This window comes from Haloferax massiliensis, assembly GCF_001368915.1.
GTDB lineage: Archaea > Halobacteriota > Halobacteria > Halobacteriales > Haloferacaceae > Haloferax > Haloferax massiliensis.
Map to the genome: position 1 here is coordinate 12,431 of NZ_CSTE01000008.1, position 19,236 is coordinate 31,666.

General features: G+C 63.5%; 26 protein-coding genes. 15 read left to right on the forward strand and 11 right to left on the reverse strand.

The window, feature by feature from the left end; all coding sequences use genetic code 11:
* The first annotated feature begins 90 nt into the window (after nucleotides 1-90).
* Nucleotides 91-1,164, forward strand: a complete 1,074-nt coding sequence (locus BN996_RS19465) for a hypothetical protein (protein WP_089781834.1) — start codon at nucleotides 91-93, stop codon at nucleotides 1,162-1,164.
* Between the two features lie 283 nt (nucleotides 1,165-1,447).
* Here the strand turns inward: BN996_RS19465 and BN996_RS19470 are convergent, their stop codons facing one another.
* The 6 genes from BN996_RS19470 to BN996_RS19485 form a co-directional block, all read right to left on the reverse strand.
* Nucleotides 1,448-2,407, reverse strand: coding sequence for an adenylate/guanylate cyclase domain-containing protein (locus tag BN996_RS19470; RefSeq protein WP_089781836.1), 960 nt, complete (start codon nucleotides 2,405-2,407; stop codon nucleotides 1,448-1,450).
* A 9-nt stretch (nucleotides 2,408-2,416) separates the two neighbouring features.
* On the reverse strand, nucleotides 2,417-2,926 hold the full coding sequence (locus tag BN996_RS19885; protein WP_139043148.1) for a Pycsar system effector family protein: 510 nt from the start codon (nucleotides 2,924-2,926) through the stop codon (nucleotides 2,417-2,419).
* Nucleotides 2,927-3,304, reverse strand: coding sequence for a hypothetical protein (locus BN996_RS20610; RefSeq protein WP_226908800.1), 378 nt, complete (start codon nucleotides 3,302-3,304; stop codon nucleotides 2,927-2,929). It lies immediately after the preceding gene.
* 145 nt (nucleotides 3,305-3,449) lie between these two features.
* Nucleotides 3,450-3,671 (reverse strand): hypothetical protein, encoded by a 222-nt coding sequence (locus BN996_RS20615; RefSeq protein WP_226908801.1) that lies wholly within the window; start codon nucleotides 3,669-3,671, stop codon nucleotides 3,450-3,452.
* Nucleotides 3,672-3,711: 40 nt separating this feature from the next.
* Entirely contained in the window at nucleotides 3,712-3,903 is a 192-nt protein-coding gene (locus tag BN996_RS20870) for a hypothetical protein (RefSeq protein ID WP_394326177.1), read from the reverse strand.
* Nucleotides 3,904-4,192: 289 nt separating this feature from the next.
* A complete protein-coding gene (locus BN996_RS19485) occupies nucleotides 4,193-4,735 on the reverse strand; it encodes a hypothetical protein (protein ID WP_089781838.1) in 543 nt (180 codons plus the stop codon).
* A gap of 298 nt (nucleotides 4,736-5,033) precedes the next feature.
* On the opposite strand from BN996_RS19485, the gene BN996_RS19490 reads away from it, so the two are divergent.
* From BN996_RS19490 to BN996_RS19520, 7 genes are all read left to right on the forward strand, one after another.
* Complete coding sequence (locus BN996_RS19490; protein ID WP_089781840.1) at nucleotides 5,034-6,728, forward strand: L-lactate permease; 1,695 nt, start codon at nucleotides 5,034-5,036, stop codon at nucleotides 6,726-6,728.
* A gap of 80 nt (nucleotides 6,729-6,808) precedes the next feature.
* A complete protein-coding gene (gene hpt, locus BN996_RS19495) occupies nucleotides 6,809-7,354 on the forward strand; it encodes a hypoxanthine/guanine phosphoribosyltransferase (RefSeq protein ID WP_089781842.1) in 546 nt (181 codons plus the stop codon).
* Between the two features lie 145 nt (nucleotides 7,355-7,499).
* Nucleotides 7,500-8,870 (forward strand): uracil-xanthine permease family protein, encoded by a 1,371-nt coding sequence (locus BN996_RS19500; protein ID WP_089781844.1) that lies wholly within the window; start codon nucleotides 7,500-7,502, stop codon nucleotides 8,868-8,870.
* A 128-nt stretch (nucleotides 8,871-8,998) separates the two neighbouring features.
* Complete coding sequence (locus BN996_RS19505) at nucleotides 8,999-9,817, forward strand: hypothetical protein (protein WP_089781846.1); 819 nt, start codon at nucleotides 8,999-9,001, stop codon at nucleotides 9,815-9,817.
* 91 nt (nucleotides 9,818-9,908) lie between these two features.
* A complete protein-coding gene (locus BN996_RS19510) occupies nucleotides 9,909-10,751 on the forward strand; it encodes an ion transporter (protein ID WP_089781848.1) in 843 nt (280 codons plus the stop codon).
* A 182-nt stretch (nucleotides 10,752-10,933) separates the two neighbouring features.
* Nucleotides 10,934-11,155 carry a hypothetical protein gene (locus tag BN996_RS19515; RefSeq protein WP_089781850.1) on the forward strand — a complete coding sequence of 74 codons (222 nt, stop codon included), beginning with the start codon at nucleotides 10,934-10,936 and terminating at the stop codon, nucleotides 11,153-11,155.
* A 91-nt stretch (nucleotides 11,156-11,246) separates the two neighbouring features.
* Complete coding sequence (locus tag BN996_RS19520) at nucleotides 11,247-11,966, forward strand: fumarylacetoacetate hydrolase family protein (RefSeq protein ID WP_042662292.1); 720 nt, start codon at nucleotides 11,247-11,249, stop codon at nucleotides 11,964-11,966.
* A gap of 63 nt (nucleotides 11,967-12,029) precedes the next feature.
* On the opposite strand, the gene BN996_RS19525 is transcribed toward BN996_RS19520, so the two are convergent.
* Complete coding sequence (locus tag BN996_RS19525) at nucleotides 12,030-12,248, reverse strand: DUF8015 family protein (protein ID WP_042662293.1); 219 nt, start codon at nucleotides 12,246-12,248, stop codon at nucleotides 12,030-12,032.
* Between the two features lie 138 nt (nucleotides 12,249-12,386).
* On the opposite strand from BN996_RS19525, the gene BN996_RS19530 reads away from it, so the two are divergent.
* Complete coding sequence (locus tag BN996_RS19530) at nucleotides 12,387-12,995, forward strand: translation initiation factor IF-2 subunit beta (protein WP_004975572.1); 609 nt, start codon at nucleotides 12,387-12,389, stop codon at nucleotides 12,993-12,995.
* A gap of 126 nt (nucleotides 12,996-13,121) precedes the next feature.
* Here BN996_RS19530 and BN996_RS19535 read toward each other — a convergent pair whose 3' ends face one another.
* Nucleotides 13,122-13,349: a hypothetical protein gene (locus tag BN996_RS19535; protein WP_089781852.1), complete on the reverse strand. Its 228-nt coding sequence runs from the start codon at nucleotides 13,347-13,349 to the stop codon at nucleotides 13,122-13,124.
* A 149-nt stretch (nucleotides 13,350-13,498) separates the two neighbouring features.
* Here BN996_RS19535 and BN996_RS19540 point away from each other — a divergent pair, with 149 nt between their 5' ends.
* The gene (locus tag BN996_RS19540; protein ID WP_089781854.1) at nucleotides 13,499-14,110 is read left to right on the forward strand and encodes an SAM-dependent methyltransferase; all 612 of its coding nucleotides are present in this window, start codon (nucleotides 13,499-13,501) and stop codon (nucleotides 14,108-14,110) included.
* Nucleotides 14,111-14,187: 77 nt separating this feature from the next.
* On the opposite strand, the gene BN996_RS19545 is transcribed toward BN996_RS19540, so the two are convergent.
* Nucleotides 14,188-15,207, reverse strand: a complete 1,020-nt coding sequence (locus BN996_RS19545; protein ID WP_089781856.1) for an NAD-dependent epimerase/dehydratase family protein — start codon at nucleotides 15,205-15,207, stop codon at nucleotides 14,188-14,190.
* An 83-nt stretch (nucleotides 15,208-15,290) separates the two neighbouring features.
* Between BN996_RS19545 and BN996_RS19550 the strand changes: the two genes are divergently transcribed.
* Entirely contained in the window at nucleotides 15,291-16,094 is an 804-nt protein-coding gene (locus BN996_RS19550; protein ID WP_089781857.1) for a DUF4332 domain-containing protein, read from the forward strand.
* Between the two features lie 147 nt (nucleotides 16,095-16,241).
* Entirely contained in the window at nucleotides 16,242-16,670 is a 429-nt protein-coding gene (locus BN996_RS19555) for a universal stress protein (protein WP_089781860.1), read from the forward strand.
* 46 nt (nucleotides 16,671-16,716) lie between these two features.
* On the opposite strand, the gene BN996_RS19560 is transcribed toward BN996_RS19555, so the two are convergent.
* Nucleotides 16,717-16,995 carry a hypothetical protein gene (locus BN996_RS19560; RefSeq protein WP_089781862.1) on the reverse strand — a complete coding sequence of 93 codons (279 nt, stop codon included), beginning with the start codon at nucleotides 16,993-16,995 and terminating at the stop codon, nucleotides 16,717-16,719.
* Nucleotides 16,996-17,242: 247 nt separating this feature from the next.
* Between BN996_RS19560 and BN996_RS19565 the strand changes: the two genes are divergently transcribed.
* The 3 genes from BN996_RS19565 (at nucleotide 17,243) to BN996_RS19575 (ending at nucleotide 18,695) form a co-directional block, all read left to right on the forward strand.
* Nucleotides 17,243-17,680, forward strand: a complete 438-nt coding sequence (locus BN996_RS19565) for a hypothetical protein (RefSeq protein WP_089781864.1) — start codon at nucleotides 17,243-17,245, stop codon at nucleotides 17,678-17,680.
* Between the two features lie 266 nt (nucleotides 17,681-17,946).
* Entirely contained in the window at nucleotides 17,947-18,246 is a 300-nt protein-coding gene (locus BN996_RS19570) for a winged helix-turn-helix domain-containing protein (RefSeq protein ID WP_089781884.1), read from the forward strand.
* A complete protein-coding gene (locus BN996_RS19575; protein ID WP_089781866.1) occupies nucleotides 18,243-18,695 on the forward strand; it encodes a DUF8036 family membrane protein in 453 nt (150 codons plus the stop codon). The genes BN996_RS19570 and BN996_RS19575 overlap by 4 nt, the downstream gene beginning before the upstream one ends.
* A 93-nt stretch (nucleotides 18,696-18,788) precedes the next feature.
* Here BN996_RS19575 and msrB read toward each other — a convergent pair whose 3' ends face one another.
* The gene (gene msrB, locus BN996_RS19580) at nucleotides 18,789-19,190 is read right to left on the reverse strand and encodes a peptide-methionine (R)-S-oxide reductase MsrB (protein ID WP_089781868.1); all 402 of its coding nucleotides are present in this window, start codon (nucleotides 19,188-19,190) and stop codon (nucleotides 18,789-18,791) included.
* Nucleotides 19,191-19,236 lie beyond the last annotated feature (46 nt).

Below are 19,236 nucleotides of genomic sequence, written 5' to 3' on the forward strand. Positions count from 1 at the left end.
ATCGACTTCGGCCCCGCTTCGCCGCGCGCGTTCTCAACGCCGAGAACCGGGCGCAAACACATAACAGCCTCGCCCGGCACCTCGGACGCAATGACTGCGCCCCGTCTCACGTCGGTCGTTTCGGACCGCTCCGACGTCGAACTCGCCGCCGTCTTCGAGCGGGTCTGGGGGGCGCGAGGCTACGAGACGCGCGTCCGCTTCCGCGGCCCCGACGTGCACGTGGAGGCCACCGGGAAGACGCCCGAGGGCGCAAAGCGCGACCTCCGAATCTGGATTACGACGACGGGCACCGTCACCGCGGACAAGGCGAGCGCGTTCGTCCGGCGGTGCGAGCGCGCCGGCATCGAACCCTACGTGGCGGCGGTCGGCGGCGGGCGAGTCGCCTCCGACGCCCATCGGCCCGGCCTCGTCGTCCTCGACGCGCCGGCTATCGCCGTCGAAATCCGCGAGACCGGCGTCGAGTCGTTCGTCCGCGAACTCGCCGCCGGGGCGAGCGGTGCGGGCGGCGACGGCGACAGCGAGGCCCTCGACTCCGAGAGCGAAGGCGACGACCCGGAGGCCGACGGGGCCGACCGACTCACCCGCCGCGAGGCGCTCAAGAAGGCCGGCACCTACGTCGCCGGCGGCCTCGTCACCTACCTCGCCGTCGAGCGCGTCTCGGATGTCGTCCAGCAGTCGCCGGAACTCCGCGCCGCGGTCGCCCGCCGCGCGGCGTGGCTCGACGCCCGCCTCCCGGACGTGCGCCTCCCGACCGTCGAGTGGTCGCTCCCGACGCCGCAACCACTCTCGGAGGAGTCCACCCTTCCGAACCGAACGACCGCGGTCGCGACGCCGGCGAACGCGACGGCGATTCCCTACGCCGACCTCCGGACGAACCCCGAGTCGTTCACGGGGACGGCCGTCACCTACACCGGCCGCGTCGAGGAGACGATGGAACGCGACGAGATTCGACTGGCGCTCGTCGCCGTCGAGGACGACCGGGGGCGACTCAGCGGCGACGTGGTCGCCCGCTGGCCCACCGGCCGCTTTTTCCACGATGACATCGGCTTTCGACTGCTCGCCGACGAGCGCGTCCGACTCTGGGGCGTCGTCGCCGGCGAGGGCTCGATTTCGGGCGGCGTGCGGTACCCTCGCATCGACGTGTCGGTGTTGGAGAAGCCGTGAGCGAGTCGGGAGCGGGACGAACGAGACCGATGGTGATTACTCGCTCGCGGGGCGAGAGCGAGGTGGCCGATGACGACGGCACCGTTCCGAACCGAACTAGGCACTCGGTGATGCGGAGCCCTATGAGTGCCGAGGCCACATAACTAACGTTAGAATCTTCTATCTAATCGTACAAAGACCTAGCGATACTATCGACTTGGTTTATAGATTTAAAATTCTATAACCCGTTTGTAGATTTGAGACGAGTAGAGAATTGACTACGGATCCAGGGAACTGAGTACCACTAGTACTTGAGACGGTAAACGCGGTATTGCTCACCGTTCTCTTTTTCATAGTCCCAGTCATCGAATGTGACTTGTTCTGTATTTTGTCTCCACATTGTGTGTAGATTCCTCTCTGTCTCTTCGCCAAGTAGTATTTCGTCTTCTGACGCCTGGTTCTCTATTTTTGATGCTAGGTTGATTGTGCTACCAAAGAGACTTAGCTCTCCTCGGACTCCGGATGCTCCGATGGATACTATGTCTGCTTCCCCGGAATCCATTCCTATACGGAAATGTAACTCTGGGAGATCTCTTGATTGAAGAACCGGATTGATGCCTTCTAGAATTAATTTTTTTATTGAACTTGCACAATCTATTGAATTATCATGCATCCCGGTGTAGTTCGGGTCTGGAAAATAAGCAACTACACGATCTCCTTGGTAATCCAACACATGGCCTTTGAAATCTCGAATCATTACAGATATTTCTCGGAAAAAGAGCTGGATGATTTTGCGGTACTCTTCTGTTTCAAGGTCTTGACTGAGCTGGGTAGATCCAACAATATCAATCGATAAAATGACAAACCGAGTATCATTTTTATCGGCTAGTTCTTGAAGCAGTTCTTGAGAGGCATCAATTAACTCAGGAGGTTCTTGCTCTTCTTCAAAGAATCTTTCAATGGTTTCTTTCCTGTTTTTAATATATTCAGATGTGTTATCAATTTCAGGAGATGAATGATATATTGGAGTACCACGCATCTGACTCGCGAAACTTTCTATAGTTGAAAATGGGATGTAGGCCTTGTCAAGCGTATCATAATACCCTTGAAATTCCTCTGTCTCGATTTTTTTATATCGGTCGGGGTTGGGCACCATAGCAAATTTGGCCACAACCCCATCTTCGGTTTCTTCATAATCTATGATCTCTTGGACGAAGTCCATTCGGAAATATGACTTGTCTGGGTTCTCGTCTTGAGGAGCCATATCTGAACTCTAACTCCCTACAAGAAAATAGCTTCCAGCAGACAACGCTGCAAAACCAACCGTGACTGCGGTTGCGATTAGAGCAAACCGCGCGAACTTGTATTTGGTTTCTGCAACACCTGCTAATGTGTGATTTTGACTGACGACCTCTTCTAAGGCGTCCGCATTACTTAGCGAAGTCACATTTGAAACAAACTCCGACTGCGATTGATTAGAGATACTTTCCCAGAACATTAGACCATTCTCGTCTCCCTTCGGACTCCGGGGGTAAACAACCGCTCCAGCGAGTATGGCACCTATTAGACCTGCAGATATTGTGAGCCCCGAGAATAACTTGAAACAGGAGGATGAATTGGTCCATACGTTACTAACACCGCTAGAATAAAATCCTACGAAGGCAAATTGTGCGGTTAGAAGTATTGATGCTTTCTGGTCTGCACTAGTTATGTATGTATTGAGATGGCTGTGAGTTTTCTGTGTCAAGTCCTCTGGTGAATAATCTGTCATTCCTGATTTCACCTATAAGTTCTCGCTATCTGTAGCTGTCCATATGCCTTTGAATTTGTAGTAGTGTTGCGACTCCCAACCGGATGAGTCACTACCCCACCTGAAACCATCCAGTTCGCCTTGGTCATATAGGTACTCTCCCCATCCGCTGTCATCTGAATGAATATTCATCCCATGGTTGACAAAGAATTCATTCGTACCAGCTATATCTTCAAGCTTAGAGGCTACATTGGCGGCAGCTGCAACTGCTGTCCGACGATTTAGACTGTGTTTCCCTATCCTAGATATATAAACACTGGATCCGATTGAGGCACCACCACTAATTGAGATTGTCTCTATCCCCCTGGCCTCCAGCTCAGAATTGATGTGGTTCGCCAGAGCATACTTCACCGTAGCAAAGTACTCTAATATTGTCTCAGAGATTGTCTCGTAATCGTCACCGACGCCAAGATATGCAAGGATACCATCGCCCGTGTTTTTTCAAAATGCCCGTCAAGATCTCGAACAATTTCCATTATCTCAGGGACGAACAGATTTAACATAAAAGGACATCCTTCTCATCGTTTTCACTGGTATAGTCAGTAAACCCATTGATGTCAATGAAAACAAGCCCTAATTTAAATTTCTTAGCAGAAACTAAGCGCATATCCTCGCGGTTGGGCATTGATTGTCCATCTGGGATGTGTTCAAGCCTCTCCTCGACCTTGCTAGCCTGTTCTTGGACTCTCTCCCTGATCTCCTCCTCATCCAAACCCATGCATATGTCACAGACTCTAAAACTAATAACAGTACTCCATTCAAGAATCTACTAGCTCCGAAGAAATCCTTGTATTTCCATCTCTGTCTGCTTTGCGCCCGGCTTGGAGGAGTGTGTGGAGTGCTTGGCGGCAGTCTCCCGAGGTTTCGGCTACGTTGCGAGCGATTTCTTCTATGAGTTCTTGGGGTACTGATCCGGGTCGGAATGCCTGTTGGACTCGTTGTTGGAGGATGCTTTCGAGTTGGTCCTGGTTGTAGGGTTTGTATTAGAGTTCTCGACAGAGCCGCTAAACACATTCACTATGGATAGATTGTGAGTCGTGAGCGCCGAGGACAGTTTTCTATCCATAATTACAGGAGAGAAGTGAACGAACGTCAAATAGTCTCGTCTGCTACCCTCTGAGAGGTCACATAGGTCCCGACACTGTTTTCCGCAGACCATAGGGAACTCGTCAAAAGGTTTCATACGGGTGAATACGACAGCAAGTGTTCCGAACAGAGTGAGATGGTATAGTGTTGCGCCTACTTGTTAGAAGAATCTGATTGGTGGAATTGAGGCGGCACGTCCATCTCCTTCTTTAGCTGGTCTTTTGCCTCTTCCCAAGCCTCCCAAAGATTTCCTTGATGTGTTCGCGGTTCTTCGCCCCAATTCTCGTCATCGGCGGTCAAGGAGTCCTCAATATCTGCGCCAATCATTCCAAATTCTGTCTTCATACCATAGAGTGACTTCTCTTGTTCTTCTGTGAGGTATATCGAGTGCCTCATGAGCGTCTTGTGGAAGGATTCAATTTTTGGTTCGACGTTTTCTTCATACTCTGACAGAGGCGTTGCACGAGACATTTCGTCAATGAAGTCATCTACTGTCTGAAAACAATCTTCGAGTTCAGCATGCATTTCAGCCATCGCTTCTACCTTCTGTTCCATATAGTATTCTGCACGAAGACGCTTGTTTGCGGCCTTCTGCTGTTTGCTGGTGACGTAAATCGTAACTGACGCTGAAATCACTGCACCGACGACGACTCCAAAGAACCCGATTATTGCAGTGAACAACGAACTAACCGGCATACCTGCTACAAACAGCTCCGTCTACTTTTAACCACTACTGTTCATTCATTCGTTAATATGGACCGCTAACTCCGAGTTTTCATCATAATGTGGTGATTGTGCTCCTCCGACAGTATTCCAGACTCAATCCCGTGCAATCGAGGCCACTCTCTCACTCGAAGTCCGTCACCCCGCGGCCTGTGTCACGTGACCCGGTAGAGTTGTCGCTCGAATCTCTTAAGCCTGCTTTCGGTTCGACGGGACAGAGAACGGTGCGCGTACTACAACAAACTCGGTCAAGAACACACAGAAAGACACAATGACATCTGTCGTGATATTAGCACTCGCGGCGAGCGTGCCAATCGTCGTCGCGTTCGCCCTCCTCGCCGGACTTCGGTGGTCGGCGGCGCGGTCGATGGGAGTCGGCTGGGTACTGGCGACCGCGTTGGCGCTCGCGGTCTGGGGTATGGAGCCGACCGCGTGGGCGGGAGCCGCGGTGTACGGCGCGCTGGAGGGGCTCAACATCGTCCTCATCGTCTTCGGGGCGATTCTGCTCATGAACTACTTGGAGGTCAGCGGCTCCATCGAGACGATTCGGTGGTACTTCCGCCGACTGGAGCGCGACCGGCGCATCCAGTTGCTCCTCATCGGACTCGGTTTCGAGACGATTATCGAGGGCGTCGCGGGGTTCGGGACGCCGGGGGCGCTGGCCGCGCCGCTGTTTATCGGCCTCGGGTTCCCCCCGCTGGCGGCGGCGGTGTTCGGCCTGTTTTTCAACGCGCCGAACCCGCAGTTCGGGGCCGCGGGGACGCCGATTATCGGCGGCGTCAGCCAAATCGAGTCGATTCTCCCGGCGGCGATGGCGGGCGGACCGTTCCGGCAGTTAGTTTCGGCGTGGACCGGCGTCATGACCGGGCTGACGTTCGCGTTCTGGGGCCTCCTCGGCGTGTTTCTGCTGGTCTACTGGTTCGGTGACGACGACGAGCGGTCGGTTCGGGGGGCCGCGCGAGCCGCCGCCCCCATCGCGCCGTTCGCGCTCGTCCTCGGAGCGTTGACCGGCGCGGTTCAGCTCGCAGTCGCGTGGTTTATCGGCCCGGCGCTTCCCGATATCGCCGCCGGCTTCGCCGTCCTCGCCGTCGGTATCGTGATGGCCGACCGAGACGTGCTCGTCCCGACAGAGCGGTGGACGTTCCCCGACCGCGAGGGCTGGCTCGACGCGTGGCTGGGCGGCCTCGACCCGTCGTCGCTCGACACCGACGAGCCGCGAAAGCGGATGCCGGTCTGGAAGGCGTGGTCGCCGTACGTCGCCGTCGCGGTCGTCCTGCTCGTCACGCGCTGGCCGACGTTCGACCTCGTGTCCGTCTTACAGGGGTTCACTATCGGTCCCTACGAGATATTCGGGTACGAGACGATGTCGTGGTCGCTGGCGTACCTCTACCTGCCGGGGACGATGCCGTTTCTCCCCGTCGCCGTCCTGACCGGCCTGTTCTACCGGATGGACGCCGGCGAGATGGTCGACGCCTGGGCCGAGTCCGGTCGGCAGGTCGCGACGGCGGCGGTGACGCTCGTCGTCGCCGTCTCGCTCACGCAGGTCATGATTCAGTCGAGCATCAACCCCACAGAGACCGTCGGGATGATGAGCGTCCTCTCGTTGGTGCTGGCGGAGGGGGCGGGGGCGGCGCTTCCCCTCGTCGCGCCGTGGATCGGCGCGCTCGGGACGTTCGTCACCGGGAGCAACACCACCTCGGACATCCTGTTCAACGCCCTGCAGTACAACGCGGCGGCCGACGTCGGTATCTCCCGCGCGCTCGTCGTCGCTATTCAGAACGTCGGCGGCGGCGTCGGCAACATGGTGTCGGTGCTCAACATCGCCGCCATCTCCGGCGTCATCGGCATCGCGGGCCGCGAAGGCGACATCCTCCGGAAGGTGGTCGTTCCGACGGTCGTCTTCGCGCTGTTCGTCGGTGCCGTCGGGTCGCTTCTGGTCTACGTCGTCGCCCCGGGCGTGTTCTAGGCGGCGGTCGGGCGGCGGTCGGGTGGCCCCGGTCCCCGAGAGAGCGAACCACTTTTGGGGCGATTCGTGAAACGGACCCCATGAAGCGACTCGAGGAGTCCCTACACGAAGCGCCCATCATCGACAAAGACGGCTACTCCTACCTCGTCCACCCCATCAGCAACGGCGTGCCGATGCTCGACCCGCAACTCCTGCGCGAGGTCGTCGTCGGCATCACCCGCGCCGCCGACCTCGACGTGGACAAAATCGTCGCGCCCGAGGCGATGGGCATCCACATCGCCACCGCGCTGTCCCTCCAGACGGACGTGCCCCTCGTCGTCATCCGCAAGCGCGAGTACGGCCTCGACGGCGAGGTCGCGCTCCACCAGACGACCGGCTACTCCGAGTCGGAGATGTTCATCAACGACATCGAAGACGGCGACCGCGTGCTCGTCGTCGACGACCTGCTTTCGACCGGCGGGACGCTCGCGGCCATCTGCGGCGCGCTCGACGACATCGGCGCGGAGGTCTCCGACATCGTCGTCGCCATCCGGAAGGTCGGCGAGACGGCGCTGGACGACACCGACTACGAGGCGACGAGCCTCGTGGACATCAGCGTCGACGAGGACGGCGTCGAGATTCACTGAGCGGAACGTCGCTGACCGGCGCGACCGCGATTCGGGTCGTCGCGACGAATATACACGTAAATGCATATCTCGACACATCGAGTGGCGTGAAATACGCTCGAACGCGAAACTATTATTGAACGGGGGTCGCTCGTGGCGAGTACAGATGACAGACGACAGCGGTGAACTCGGCCTCGAATACGAAATCGACGACCGGCCGCCGTTGCTGGAGTCGGTTCTCCTCGGGATACAGCACGTCTCGGTGATGATCGTCCCGGCGACCGCCGTGGCGTTCATCGTCGCGGGCGCGGTCGGACTCGGCGTCGCCGACACGGCCTACGTCGTCCAGATGGTGCTCCTGTTTTCGGGGCTCGCCACCGTGGTACAGGCGTACGCCGTCGGGCCGGTCGGCTCGCGGCTCCCCATCGTGATGGGGACGAGCTTCACCTTCGTCGGCGCGGCGACGACCATCGGCGTCGACTACGGCCTGAGCGCGGTGTTCGGCGCGATTCTCGTCACCGGCTTCGTCGTCGAGGGACTCATCGGCTGGCAGTTCGACCGCATCAAACCCTTCTTCCCGCCGTTGGTGACGGGGCTCGTCGTCGTCATCATCGGCCTCTACCTCGTCCCGGTCGGGATGGACTACGCCGCCGGCGGGGTCGGTGCCGCCGACTACGGCGCGGCATACAACATCGGTCTCGCGGCGCTCGTCCTCTGCGTCGCCGTCGCGCTCAACCTCTTTACCGACGGCATCACCCGACTCCTGAGCACGCTCGTCGGCATCGCCGTCGGCTACGTCGTGGCGTGGGTGCTCGGCGTGGTGGACTTCACGCCCGTCGCCGAGGCGGCGTGGTTCGCGATTCCCCGCCCCGGCGCGTTCGGCGTCACGTTCGAACCCGTCCCCATCGTCACCTTCGCGTTCCTGTTTCTCGTCTCCGCGATGGAGACCGTCGGCGACATGTCCGGCATCACCGCCGCCGAGGGGCGCAACCCGACCGACGAGGAGTTCCGCGGCGGCCTCTTTACCGACGGCTTCATGAGTTCTATCGCGTCGGTGTTCGGCGCGTTCCCGGTCACGTCGTTCTCGCAGAACGTCGGCATCGTCAACTTCACCGGCGTGATGAGCCGGTACGTCGTCGGCATCGCGGGCGTCGTCCTCGCCGTCCTCGGTCTCAGCCCGAAGGTCGGCGCGGCCGTCGCGACCATCCCGAGCGCCGTCTTCGGCGGCGCGGTCCTGCTCATGGCCGGCATGGTCGCCGCCAGCGGCGTCCGCCTCGTCTTCCTCCACACGAACCTCGACCGCCGGAACATGGTCGTCGTCGCCGCCTCGCTCGGGCTCGGTCTGGGCGTCGCCACGCGCCCCGACGCGCTTTCGGGGCTCCCGCAGGCCGCCGCGACGTTCTTCGGCCAGCCGGTCATCGTGACCGCGCTGACGGCGCTCGTGCTCAACACGCTCGCGCCGGGCGACCAGAGCCCGCTTTTCGACGCGGCCGACGAGTCGGTCGCCGCGGACGGCCGCGCGTCAACCGACGACTGATACACATCGAACAGATGATAACTGATTACGGTTTCAATGGACGTGTTATAGTTCGTGTCTCGTGACTGTCGGGAAACCGTCCGGATTACCGACGAGTTCATTTCTGTTCGCTGCCTTACCAGTGTACGATGAGCGAGCAGCAGCGGGTCACGTTCAACGGGGATACGCGGGTGCTGTACCGGCAGGCGGTTCGAACGCCCCTGCCGGACGAGGACGCCGAGCGACTGTTCTACGAGAACATGATGAACATCGCGGACGCCCAAGAGCGGAAGGCGGACATGCTCGCCGACCCCGACGTCCCCCTGCTCGAAGCCTACGAGACGCAACTCGAAGGCATCGCCAAGAGCTACAAGCGGCGCTGTCGCCACATCGCCGGCGACGACTTCGAGGAGATTGCGATGGCGTACAACCGCGGGGAGCGCGACGACCGTATCGGCGCGCTCACGGCCTACTACTTCGAGGGGCTCTGGCGGATGCAGCAGCGAATCACCGTCACCGACATGCTGTTTTTCCCCATCATCCTGCGGTACCCCGACTGCTTCACCGTCAACATCCGCTTCGCCAGCGGCTACACGACCACGGAGTCCGTCCTCTACGAGTCGCCGGAACACTCCACCGAGGAACTCGACGACGAGTACGCCGAGCGCTACTACAACGAGAGCCTCTACTCGCAGAAGGAGGCCGCCGAGTACATCAGAGACACCGCGGAGATAATCCGCGAGGAGTTCCCCAGCCCCGACGAGTCGACGTTCGAAGAGCGGCAGTACGGCGGCATCACCTCCGCCGGCGGCCGGAAGGGACCGGTGTTCTCGTCGATGCTCAAGCGGGTCGAACCCGACCCGAACCGGTTTTCGGAGCCGGTCGGCGAACCGACGCTCGTCGAGGAGGGCGAGGAGGCGCGGCGGACCGAGCGGGAGCTACTCCCCGAGGGCGCAATCGTCCTCTGAGACGGCCGCCGCCGATTCGCCGCCGACTCGTCTCCGTCAGGCCATCGACCCACAGACGACCGTATAAGTATCTCACCGCCGAAGGCGGGGTATGGACGGTCACGCGCGGAGGTCGCGCCGCGAGACGCCGCGGGACGTGGTCAGGTTCTACCTCCTCGACCACCGGACCCCGGTCGGCAAGGCGATCGACATCGCGCTCCTCGCGCTCAACCTGCTTTTCGTCGGGCTGTTCGTCGCCGAGACCTACCCGCTTTCGGCGGCGGTCCAGTCGGCGCTCTGGTCCGTCGAGGCCGCCGTCTCCGTCGTGTTCCTCGCGGAGTATCTCCTCCGCCTCTACGGCGCGCGAGACCGGACCGCCGAACTGTTCAACGTCTACTCGTTCGTCGACCTCCTTGCGATTCTGCCGACGCTGGCGGTGCTCGTGCTCCCCGTCTCGTCGGTCGCCGCCAACATCGGCTTCCTGCGGGCGATTCGCGTGGTTCGCGTCCTCCGGTTCTACCGCTTCACGCGCGACGAGGAGTTCTTCTTCGGTACCGTCTCGGTCGGGACGCTCCGCGTCATGAAACTGCTGTTGACGGTGCTGACCATCTTCTTCGTCGCCGCGGGGATGTTCTACTCGTTCGAACACCGGGTGAACCCCGCCGTCGGGACGTTCGGCGATGCGTTCTACTTCGTCGTCGTCGCGCTCTCGACGGTCGGCTTCGGCGACATCGTCCCGGTGACGGAGGCGGGGCGGTGGGTCACGGTCGCCGCCATCCTCGCGGGCGTCATCCTCATCCCGTGGCAGGCGAGCAAAATCGTCAAGGAGTGGGGCCACCGCGACAAGGTCAACGTCACCTGCCAGAACTGCGGGCTGGCCTACCACGACGCCGACGCCTCGCACTGCAAGTCCTGCGGCCACGTCATCTATCAGGAGTACGACTCGCGGGAGTGAACGCGCGTCCGCGGACGCGGTCGAACGGTTCGCGGGCGTGAGAACGCGCCCGCTGTTCGAACATGAATATTTATTATAGATTGGCCTGTACTGCCGGGTACAACAATGTCGGTCGTACGCGTACTTCGATAACTCTTCTCGCCGCCGCACAGCCGTCCGACCGACCCGAACCATCCAAAATCGTGAGCACAAACGCCACCCCGACCTACGAGCCGACCCTGCGAACAGCCCGTGAACAGTCCGCCGAAAGCGAGACAACTACCCCCGACCGCGCCGACTCCACGTCGGGCGTCGCCCGGTGTCAGCGCCAGTTCGAATCGGCGCGGACCGAGCGCATCCACAACCTCGTCGACCGCGAGAACCGGTCGATGCCCCGGATGAACCGGGAGTCGGCGTCCGACTGAGTCGCGTCGGCGGCCCGCACGTGTTCGCACTCTCCGCGTTCGCTTGCGGAGACACGTCGCTTGAAGTGAGTGGCCGCCGCAGGGGCGAGTAATGCGATTGGCACGGATTCGAACCGACGACGGAGTGGTGTCGGGCCGGTACGACGACGGCGTCGTGACGGCCGACGGCGAGGAGTACGAAGTCGGCGTCGACGCCGAGTTGCTCGCGCCCTGCGAGCCGACCGCGCTCTACTGCGTGGGCCGGAACTACGCGGCGACGGTCGACCAGATGGACTACGACATCCCCGACCAGCCCGATTGGTTCATCAAGCCGCCGGTGTCGGTGCTCGACCCCGGCGCGGACGTCGAGTACCCCGACTGGACCGACGAGCTAACCTACGCCGGCGAACTCGCGGCCGTCATCGACCGCGAGTGTTCGGACGTGGCCGAGGCCGACGTGTCGGACGTGGTCCGCGGCTACACGATTCTCAACGACCTCGACGCGCTCGACCAGCCCGGCCGAACGGCTCGAAAAGCGTTCGACGGCTCCGGACCGCTCGGTCCGTGGATAGAGACAGACGTGGAGCCGTCGAACGTCGACATGACGACCCACGTCGGCGGCGAACTCCGGCAGGAAGCCAACACCGAGCGGATGCTCTTTTCGCCCGCCGAAGTGGTCTCGTTCCTCTCGGAGCGCTACACCTTCCAGCCGGGCGACGTGATTTCGTTCGGCAGTCCCGCGAACCCCGGACTGGTCGAACCCGGCGACGACGTGGAAATCTGGTACGAGGGCGTCGGCACGCTCACGAACCGCGTCGTCGACGGCGAGTAAGAAGGCGCGAGAACAAGGCGACGAGAGGTGGGCGGACGGCCGACGGTCGTCGGCTCGTCCGACTCAGTTCAGCGCGTCGACCTCGTCCGCGAGGTCGGTCGGCTCGTCCACGGGGCCGTTGACGAACAGGCCGTGCGCCATCACAACCGCGGCGAGGGCGCTGAAGGCGACGAGCGTCGTCTGCGGCTCCATCGGGGTGACCCGGCCGACGACGACGCCGGCGACGAGGCTCCCGAGGATGCCGAGAAGTACGAGATCGTAGTACTGCCACGTGTAGCCCATGACGAGTCGTTAGAGCGCCAGCGCCGAAGGCGTGGCGCTCGGTTCCGTCGTCGGGGATGATGAAACGAAGTCGTCGCGCCGGTGCCGCGGCAAAGACGGTCACGGAACGGCTATACGTCGCCAGACACTCGAACCCCTATGGAGTATCAGACTGCGCTCGACCGAGCGCTCAACGTCCTACCGGAACGAAACGTCGAACAGGAACGCCTCAAAGTCCCGGACCCGTCCGGCGAGACCGACGGCGCGTTCACCCGTCTCACCAACCTCGGGGAAATCGCGGACGCGCTCTCGCGGACGCCCGCGCACCTCCACAGCGCCATCCAGCGCACGCTCGGGACGAGCGGCCAGCTGGAGGGCGACCGCGCCCGCTACAGCGGGTCGTTCTCCATCAACGACTTCGAGGAGGCCATCGACGGCTACGTCGAGGAGTACGTCATCTGCTCGGAGTGCGGCCTGCCGGACACCCGCCTCGTCACCGAGGACGGCGTCGACATGCTTCGCTGTGAGGCCTGTGGTGCCTTCCGGCCGGTCCAGAAGCGCTCCAGCGTGAGCAACAAGCGCCAGCGCGAGGCCGTTGAAGAGGGCCGCACCTACGAGGTCGAAATCACCGGGACCGGCCGCAAGGGCGACGGCGTCGCCCAGCGCGGGAAGTACACCATCTTCGTGCCCGGCGCGCAGGAGGGACAGACCGTCCGCGTCTACATCAAGAACACGAGCGGGTCGCTCGCGTTCGCGCGACTCGCCTGAATCGGTCCCACGGCGGAACACGAGTCGCTCGGCGACCGAATTCCGCGCACAGTCTCATATTCTCTCGCCGCGGTCGCTTCTTTCGCGGGCCGGGTCACCGGCGACGATGACGCCCGCGAGACGCAGTTACTCGTCTTCGTCTTCGCCTTCGCCGTCACCGCCGCACCGACCGCGGAGGCCGACGAGCGCGACCAACAGGAGCGTCGCTCCCTCGACGCGGGCCGCGGTCGTCACCCACGGCTTCGCCGTCATCTCGCCGCCGTCCTCGTAGGCGAGGCGCGTCATCGCGGCGACCAGTTTGTCCGGAAAGAGCAGTTCCACGAGGCCGAACGCCGCTAACAGGGCTCGGAGCATGTTCGAATATCGGGGCGGAATCGGTGAAAAACCGCCGTCCGTTCTCACACCGCGGGAGCGACCGTTGTTCGCGGGGCGTCACGGTCACCGCGGCCGTCGCGGCCGACCGAGCCACAAGTCGTATCAGGCCGCCTCAAATCGGTTACGTCATGCGATTCGAGGAGCTACAGCGGCTGTACGACGGCGCGGATTACTATTGGGGGACAGAACCGAACGAGCTGGCGACCCGGACTGCGGACGCCGTCTCGCCGCAGACGCACCCCGAAGTCGTCGACCTCGGGGCGGGCGAGGGGCGCGACGCGGTCCGGTTCGCGGAGCGCGGCCACGACGTGACGGCGGTCGATATCTCGCCGAACGGTCTCGACAAGGCCGAACGACTCGCCGAAGAGCGGGGCGTCGAACTCGCGACCCGGCGCGCCGACGTGAACGACCTCGCGTTCGAGTCGCGCTGGGACGTGGTCTACTCCATCGGGACGCTCCAGTACGTCCGCCCGGAGAACCGCGACTCGCAGTTCCGGCGGTTCCGCGAGGCGACGCACCCCGGCGGCGTCCACGCGGTGTGGGCCTTCGTCGACCACCCGGAGGTCGCGCCGGCCCCCGATTGGGGTGAGAACGAACATCTCTACGACCCCGGCGAACTTGCTGGCTACTACGACGGTTGGGACGTCCGGCACAGCGACGAGTACGTGTTCGCGGACGACTCCGCGGGCGAACCGCACCGACACGCCTGCGAGGAGTTGATTCTGCAGAAACCGGAGTGATTTTTCCGCAGAAACCGGAGTGTGTCCGGAGGCCGACTGGTTTCGACTCGGCCGGTTCGTTCACCGCACGAGGGCGCTCACCCGCCCGACTCGAACCCCGCGACGAACGCGTCGGTCGCGTCCCGCCACGCCGCCGCGAGGTCGTCAGAGAGCGGGTCGGCGTCCCACGGCTCGACCGCGTCGTGAGCGTCGAGCCACGACACCACCCCGCTGACGCCTTCTTCGAACCCGACCGTGTAGCGGAACCCGAGGTCGGCCTTCGCCCGCCCGTTGTCGAAGACGGTGCTGTACCGGAAGTGGTCGCGGAGCATCCGCGTCCGGTCGGGCGCGACCGCGCGGAGCACCTCGGTCGGAACGTGAACGAGGTCGGGTTCGGGCGCGTCGAGCGCGGCGGCGACGCGCTCGTGGTACTGGTTCCACGTCATCGTCTCCTCGCTCGTGACGTTGTAGGCGCGGCCGCCGACGCCCGGGCGCTCGACCGCGCCGACGAACGCCCGCGCCACGTCGTCGCGGTGGCACGGTCCCCACAGCGAGGTCCCGTCGCCGTGGACGACGATGGGCTTCCCCTCGCGGATTCGGTCGATGTACGACGAGTCCGTGCCGAGCGTGTGGACGAGCGTCCCGCCCTCGCCGTAGGTGTTCCACGGGCGGAGGACGACCACCTCGAACTCGCCGGGGTCGTGCGCGTCGAAGAACGCGTCTTCGGCGGCGATTTTCCCGGCCGCGTAGTCGCTGACCGCCGGGTTTCGCGGGCTGGATTCGGTCACGGGGTTCTTCGGCGGGGGTCGGTGGTACACGTCGATGGTGCTGCAGAAGACGTAGCGGTCGACGACGGTCCGACAGATTTCGACCGCGTCGCGGGCGGTGTCGGCGTCGAAGCACGCCGTGTCGACGACGACCTCGGGGCTCGCGTCTCGAATCGCACCGCGGAGCACCGAGGGGTCGTCGCGGTCGCCGGCGACCCGCTCGACGTTTTCGGGAAGGTCGTCGTCGGTCTCGCCACGCTGGAGGCTGGTCACGTCGTGGCCGGCGGCGACGAGTCGCCGAACGATTCCCGTGCCGAGCAGTCCCGTGCCGCCGATGACGAACACGTCCATGCGTCGTGGGGCGCGCCGAACGGTGATAAACCCCGGACAGCGGAGCGACAACACTCATCTCGCCACAAATACAATAATTGATTATGAAAGTTTACCTCGCGGACGGGACGAGCTTCGAGTGCGGCGGCTACAAGGCGCTCGACTCCGGCGGTGTCGTCCTCACCGAAGACGAGAAGCGAAAACGCGTCGTCGGCTACGTGCCGGCGGACGCGCTGGTCTACGTCCTCCCCGACGACGTGGAACCGGGAGACTCGCTGGGCGAGGACAGCGACGGAGACGACGACGCGGGCGACGAAGCCGAAGTCGACGAACGAGAAGCCGAGGCCGGAGACGGAGAGGCGGCCGGCTCCGACAGCGACGAGTCCGCTCGGACCGCCGTCGAGGCCGGTATCGACTCGGAGGTCGCAGGCGTGACCGGGCCCGTCGACGGGGAGGCCGAACACACCCACACCGACCTCGTCGGGCGAATCGGCGCAGTCGAAAGCCGAGTGGACGGCCTCGACGGCCGGGTGGACGCGATGACAGAACGGCTCGCGGCGGTCGCCTCGGCGGGCGGCGGCGGTGCCGGGGAGACCGAAGCGGACCGCGACCCCGAGGACCCGCGGAACGTCCGCGGCATCGGCGAGGCGTACGCGACTCGACTCCGGGCGGCGGGCATCGACACCGTGTCGGCACTCCGCGAGGCGTCTGACGAGGAGCTCGCGGCGGCCGCGGGCGTGTCGGCGCGACGGGTCACCGACTGGAAGCGACGGGCCGACCGGTACGCGGAGCCCACGGCGTCGGAGGACGATGCCGAACCCGAGAGCGACGCGAGCACCGGACGCGACGCCGACGACGGTGACGCCAACACCGGTGAGGCGGCCGACGACGCGACCGACGGCGAGTGAGTCGCCCGTCGATTTTGTTGTGCGGATTGTCCCCCGAGAGTCTCGGTCGGCGTCTCACGCCCCGCGTAGCGTCTCACGTCCCGCGTAGTTCCCACCGTCCGGGAACCGGCGAAGAGAGTGATAGTTTCCCCGCCTAACTTCCGGTTGATGTACGACACAATCCTCGTGCCGATAGACGGGAGCGACTCGATGCAACCGGTCATCGAAGACGCCGCGGCGTTCGCGGCCGAACGCGACGCCGCCGTCTCCCTGCTCTACGTCGTCGACGAACGGGCCTTCCTGACGCTCGCCGACGAGCGCGTCGACGAGGTGTACGAGGAACTCAGATCGCAGGGCGAGGCGGCACTCGGTGAGGCCGCAGAGACGATGGCCGAGTACGGGGTCGACGCCGCCACCGAACTCCGCCGCGGCGACCCGGCCGAGGAGATTCTCGCCGTCGCCGAGGAGATAGACGCCGCGCTCATCTCGATGGGGACCCACGCCCGGTTCGAGGACAACATCCTCGGAAGCGTCTCGCGGTCGGTCGTCGTCCAGTCGAAGGTCCCCGTGCTCGCCACCCCTATCGAGCGCCGCTAGGTCGCCCGCGGTCGCCCGTGGTCGCCCGCCCGCCGTTGCGCCCGACTCAGAGTCGGAGGAGCAACAGGAGGACGCCGAAGAACGTCGAGGCGGCGCTGACGAGGAGCAGGCCCCCGCTGACGACGAGCGTGCCGCCGTCGAACGCCGGAGGCGTCCCGCCGCCGGCGATGTTCATCACCGATATGCCCGCCGAGAGGTCGGCGACGGGAGCGATGACGGCGACACAGAACGTCAGCAGGCCGGCGACGACGAACGCGTACGGCGTGAGCGAGGGACTCCGCCGGGTCCGGGTCGTATGACGGCCGACGGGGTAGCTGCGAGACATACACCACATACGCTGTCACCCTAGTTTGGTACGTGTCGGCTACTCGCACTAGACGACCGTTAGACGCGACCTACCATCCCGATACCGGCGTTCTCGGAGCGTCGCGCGCACCGCCGTTCGCCACCGTCAGTCGGGGTTTCCGGCGTAATTTGGGCCTAACTCCGGGCGGATTCACGGTGGACTCGTGTTCGAGTTCGGAAAATCCTCTTTTAGCCGCTGAACGTCCGATAAGACGGAGGAACAGATTATGACAAGACTCACAACGCTCGGGGTTGCGCTCGTCGTCGCCTCGCTCGTCTTCGCGGGGACGGCCGCCGCCGCCGGCCTCGGGGTCCAGACGCATGCGTCGGACGCCGTCCAAGCGACCGACGGGACCGCCGTCAGAGCCGACGGCGGCTGGCACGGTCCCGCCGCCGGGACCGACGACGAAACCCGGTACGCGCCGGGCGACCGCCTGCAAGACCGCTACAACCTGACCGACGAACAGGCCGACGAGATTCGGACGCTCGTCGCCGACCTCCGCGCCGACGGCGCGACGACCGACGAGGTCCGGACCGCCGTCCACGAGACGCTCGCCGAGTTCGGCGTCGACACGTCGGCGCTCGCCTGTGACGGCGACGGCGACGGCGACGGTATCCAAGTCCGCGCGGGCGGTCGCGGCGGCTTCGGGCCGCGCGGTGACTGACGCCCGGGTTTCCCCCCGCTGACGACTCCCCTCCCGACGCACACCACTCCCCACGCCGATTCACCCGCGGCGACCCACCGAAACACCACCGTCGCGCCCACCAGCACGCATCGACTCGCTCCCCTCGAACCCCTTACGAAACGCACCCTGCCGAACGCACCCACCACACACCACCACGTGCGAATCACCGCGGGCCTCGGCCGGCGCGGACGCGAGGCCCGCCGTTTTAATACGTCCGGATTTGACGGTTTACCCGGATGCGACGTGTGCTGTGGTGGCTAATCGGCGGATCGCGCGGGGGGCGGAACCGCCTGCGAATCATCCGCGCGCTCGACGACATGCCGATGAACGCCAACCAACTCTCGAACGAACTCGACCTCGACTACAAGACCACACAGCACCACCTGGAACTCCTCGTCGAGAACAACGTGTTGATGACTATGGGCGACAACTACGGAAAGACGTATTTCCTGACCGACCGGATGGAAGCCAACCTCGACGTGCTCGACGAGGTTGCTCGAAAGGCCAACTTGACCGACGTCTCCGCGGGAGGTGACGACGCGTGAGCGACGCGTCTAACCGAGACCCCCTGCGACGAACCGCCATCGTCGTGGGCGTCTCGCTCGCCGTCGCGGCGCTCGCGACGTGGTTCACCCCCGAGCTCGTGGCGTGGTTCGCCCCCGAACTGTTCGGCCCGCACAAGCCGGGCGGCCCCGGCGGCCCGCCCATCCCGGACCTGTTCATCCAGTTGAAGCTGTTCGTCTCGACGTACAACCTCGTCGCGCTCGGGTTCCTCGCGGGCACCTACGCGATGCTCTACCGGGAGCTTCCGAACCGCTTTACCCTGAGCCTGCTCCTCTTCACGGTGGCGCTGCTCCTGTACGCCCTCACGTCGAACCCGCTGGCGTCTCTCCTCCTCGGGTTCAGGGGCAGCGGGCTGGGTCCCTTCACGTTCCTGCCCGACCTCTTTGCGGCCGTCGCCGTGACGTTCCTCACGTACCAGAGTTCGGCGTGAGGCGGGGGGTACCGGGGTCGTAGGCGGCGATTCGGTCCGCCCCGTTCTCCCTTCCGTCGCGCGTTCTCCGTTCTGTCGCGTTCTCTCTTCGCGCTACTCCTCGTCCGCCTCGAAGTCGAGCGCGACCGAGTTGATACAGAAGCGCTTGCCGGTCGGCTCCGGGCCGTCGTCGAAGACGTGGCCGAGGTGGCCGCCGCAGGTCGAACAGACCACCTCGGTGCGGTCCATCCCGTGGCTCAGGTCGCGCCGAAGCTCGATGTTCGAATCCTCGGCGGCGTAGAAGCTCGGCCACCCGCAGTTCGAGTCGTACTTCGTCTCCGAGTCGAACAGTTCGGTCCCGCAGCCGGCACACCGGTAGACGCCGTCGTCGCTCCGGTCGACGTGCTCGCCGGAGAACCGCGGTTCCGTCCCCTGTTCGCGGAGGACGCGGTAGGCGTCCTCCGAGAGGCGCTCGCGCCACTCGGACTCGGAGAGGCTGAATTCGCTGTCGCTCATGGGTTCATAGAGGACTCGGACGCCCAAAGGCCCGTCGGCTACCCGC

Excerpts from the sequence above, each read along its gene's own strand:
- BN996_RS19465 (WP_089781834.1), top strand. The coding sequence starts at position 91 with ATGACTGCGCCCCGTCTCACGTCGGTCGTTTCGGACCGCTCCGACGTC.
- BN996_RS19470 (WP_089781836.1), bottom strand. The coding sequence starts at position 2,407 with ATGGCTCCTCAAGACGAGAACCCAGACAAGTCATATTTCCGAATGGAC.
- BN996_RS20615 (WP_226908801.1), bottom strand. The coding sequence starts at position 3,671 with ATGGGTTTGGATGAGGAGGAGATCAGGGAGAGAGTCCAAGAACAGGCT.
- BN996_RS19485 (WP_089781838.1), bottom strand. The coding sequence starts at position 4,735 with ATGCCGGTTAGTTCGTTGTTCACTGCAATAATCGGGTTCTTTGGAGTC.
- BN996_RS19490 (WP_089781840.1), top strand. The coding sequence starts at position 5,034 with ATGACATCTGTCGTGATATTAGCACTCGCGGCGAGCGTGCCAATCGTC.
- hpt (WP_089781842.1), top strand. The coding sequence starts at position 6,809 with ATGAAGCGACTCGAGGAGTCCCTACACGAAGCGCCCATCATCGACAAA.
- BN996_RS19500 (WP_089781844.1), top strand. The coding sequence starts at position 7,500 with ATGACAGACGACAGCGGTGAACTCGGCCTCGAATACGAAATCGACGAC.
- BN996_RS19505 (WP_089781846.1), top strand. The coding sequence starts at position 8,999 with ATGAGCGAGCAGCAGCGGGTCACGTTCAACGGGGATACGCGGGTGCTG.
- BN996_RS19510 (WP_089781848.1), top strand. The coding sequence starts at position 9,909 with ATGGACGGTCACGCGCGGAGGTCGCGCCGCGAGACGCCGCGGGACGTG.
- BN996_RS19520 (WP_042662292.1), top strand. The coding sequence starts at position 11,247 with ATGCGATTGGCACGGATTCGAACCGACGACGGAGTGGTGTCGGGCCGG.
- BN996_RS19525 (WP_042662293.1), bottom strand. The coding sequence starts at position 12,248 with ATGGGCTACACGTGGCAGTACTACGATCTCGTACTTCTCGGCATCCTC.
- BN996_RS19530 (WP_004975572.1), top strand. The coding sequence starts at position 12,387 with ATGGAGTATCAGACTGCGCTCGACCGAGCGCTCAACGTCCTACCGGAA.
- BN996_RS19535 (WP_089781852.1), bottom strand. The coding sequence starts at position 13,349 with ATGCTCCGAGCCCTGTTAGCGGCGTTCGGCCTCGTGGAACTGCTCTTT.
- BN996_RS19540 (WP_089781854.1), top strand. The coding sequence starts at position 13,499 with ATGCGATTCGAGGAGCTACAGCGGCTGTACGACGGCGCGGATTACTAT.
- BN996_RS19545 (WP_089781856.1), bottom strand. The coding sequence starts at position 15,207 with ATGGACGTGTTCGTCATCGGCGGCACGGGACTGCTCGGCACGGGAATC.
- BN996_RS19550 (WP_089781857.1), top strand. The coding sequence starts at position 15,291 with ATGAAAGTTTACCTCGCGGACGGGACGAGCTTCGAGTGCGGCGGCTAC.
- BN996_RS19555 (WP_089781860.1), top strand. The coding sequence starts at position 16,242 with ATGTACGACACAATCCTCGTGCCGATAGACGGGAGCGACTCGATGCAA.
- BN996_RS19560 (WP_089781862.1), bottom strand. The coding sequence starts at position 16,995 with ATGTCTCGCAGCTACCCCGTCGGCCGTCATACGACCCGGACCCGGCGG.
- BN996_RS19565 (WP_089781864.1), top strand. The coding sequence starts at position 17,243 with ATGACAAGACTCACAACGCTCGGGGTTGCGCTCGTCGTCGCCTCGCTC.
- msrB (WP_089781868.1), bottom strand. The coding sequence starts at position 19,190 with ATGAGCGACAGCGAATTCAGCCTCTCCGAGTCCGAGTGGCGCGAGCGC.